At 68.4% G+C, this 1,911-nt stretch carries 3 protein-coding genes; all 3 read left to right on the forward strand.

Features of this window, described 5'->3' with window-relative positions:
• Window positions 1–828 (forward strand): Hsp70 family protein (locus tag A9X04_RS22345; RefSeq protein WP_156764484.1); only part of this gene is annotated, 828 nt, incomplete at its 5' end.
• The gene (gene grpE, locus A9X04_RS22350) at window positions 825–1,457 is read left to right on the forward strand and encodes a nucleotide exchange factor GrpE (RefSeq protein WP_067925184.1); all 633 of its coding nucleotides are present in this window, start codon (window positions 825–827) and stop codon (window positions 1,455–1,457) included. The genes A9X04_RS22345 and grpE, both read left to right, overlap by 4 nt.
• A 50-nt stretch (window positions 1,458–1,507) precedes the next feature.
• A partial coding sequence (locus tag A9X04_RS22355) for a DnaJ domain-containing protein (protein ID WP_156764485.1) occupies window positions 1,508–1,911 on the forward strand: 404 nt, incomplete at its 3' end.

A 1,911-nucleotide genomic window follows, 5' to 3' on the forward strand; every position in this document is an offset into this window, starting at 1 on the left:
GTGGCCGTGGGCGCCGCGCTGCAGGCCGGTGTGCTCAAGGGTGAGGTGAAAGACGTTCTGCTGCTTGACGTCACGCCGCTGAGCCTGGGTATCGAGACCAAGGGTGGCGTGATGACCAAGCTCATCGAGCGCAACACCACGATCCCCACCAAGCGGTCGGAGACCTTCACCACGGCCGACGACAACCAGCCGTCGGTGCAGATCCAGGTCTATCAGGGTGAGCGCGAAATCGCCTCGCACAACAAGCTGCTCGGCTCCTTCGAGCTGACCGGCATCCCGCCGGCCCCGCGCGGCGTCCCGCAGATCGAGGTCACTTTCGACATCGACGCCAACGGCATCGTGCACGTCACGGCCAAGGACAAGGGCACCGGCAAGGAGAACACGATCAAGATCCAGGAGGGCTCCGGCCTGTCCAAGGAGGAGATCGACCGGATGATCAAGGACGCCGAGGCGCACGCCGAGGAGGACCGCCAGCGTCGCGAGGAGGCCGACATCCGCAACCAGGCCGAGTCGCTGGTCTATCAGACGGAGAAGTTCGTCAAGGACCAGCGTGAGGCCGAGGGCGGGTCGAAGGTTCCCGAGGAGACGCTGTCCAAGGTCGACGGCGCGATCGCCGAGGCCAAGACGGCCCTGGGCGGCACCGACATCTCCGCGATCAAGGCGGCGATGGAGAAGCTGGGCCAGGAGTCCCAGGCTCTCGGCCAGGCCATCTACGAGGCCACCCAGGCCGCGGGCGGCGCGGAGGCCGGCGCAGCCGGTGGCCCGTCCGGTTCCGCCGACGACGTCGTGGACGCGGAGGTGGTCGACGACGACCGGGAGTCCAAGTGACAGAAGGCAATCCACAGGAGCAGGTGACCGTCACCGACAAGCGGCGGATCGACCCGCAGACCGGTGAAGTACGGCACGCCTCGCCCGGCGCCACGTCGGGCGAGGCGGCGCCGGCCGACGAATTCGCCGGCGAAAGCCCCGAGGAGGCCGGCAAGGCCACCGAGTTGCTCGCCGACCTGCAACGGGTCCAGGCCGACTTCGCCAACTACCGCAAGCGTGCGCTGCGCGACCAACAGGCCGCGGCGGACCGGGCCAAGGCCGCCGTGGTCAGCCAATTGTTGGGCGTGCTCGACGATCTCGAGCGGGCGCGCAAGCACGGCGACCTGGAGTCCGGGCCGCTGAAGTCGGTGGCCGACAAGCTCGACAGCGCGCTGATCGGGCTCGGCCTGACGGCGTTCGGCGCCGAAGGCGAGGACTTCGACCCGGTGCTGCACGAAGCCGTGCAGCACGAGGGCGACGGCGGCGACGGCTCCAAGCCGGTGATCGGCACGGTCATGCGGCAGGGTTACAAGCTGGGCGACCAGGTCCTGCGGCACGCGTTGGTCGGCGTCATCGACACGGTCGCGGACGAGGGTGCCGCGGCCGGGCAGGCCGAATCGGACGATAATCCCGGCGCGTCCGGTGAATAGACCACACAATCAGCACAACACAACAGAAAGGTGGGAGGGGGTGACGCGACATGGCCCAGCGAGAATGGGTCGAAAAGGACTTCTACAAGGAGCTGGGCGTCTCCTCTGACGCCAGTCCCGAAGAGATCAAGCGCGCCTACCGCAAGCTGGCGCGCGACCTGCATCCGGACGCCAATCCCGATAATCCCGCCGCCGGCGAGCGATTCAAGGCCGTCTCCGAGGCGCACAACGTGTTGTCGGATCCGGCCAAGCGCAAGGAGTACGACGAAACCCGCCGCCTCTTCGCGGGCGGCGGTTTCGGCGGACGCCGGTTCGACGCGGGCGGTTTCGGCGGGTTCGGTGCCGGCGGTGACGGCGCCGAGTTCAACCTCAACGATTTGTTCGATGCCGCGGGCCGAAGCGGTGGCGCCAACATCGGCGACCTGTTCGGCGGCCTGTTCGGGCGGGGCGCCGG

Origin of the sequence: Mycobacterium sp. E3247, from assembly GCF_001667785.1 — a bacterium.
Taxonomy (GTDB): domain Bacteria; phylum Actinomycetota; class Actinomycetes; order Mycobacteriales; family Mycobacteriaceae; genus Mycobacterium.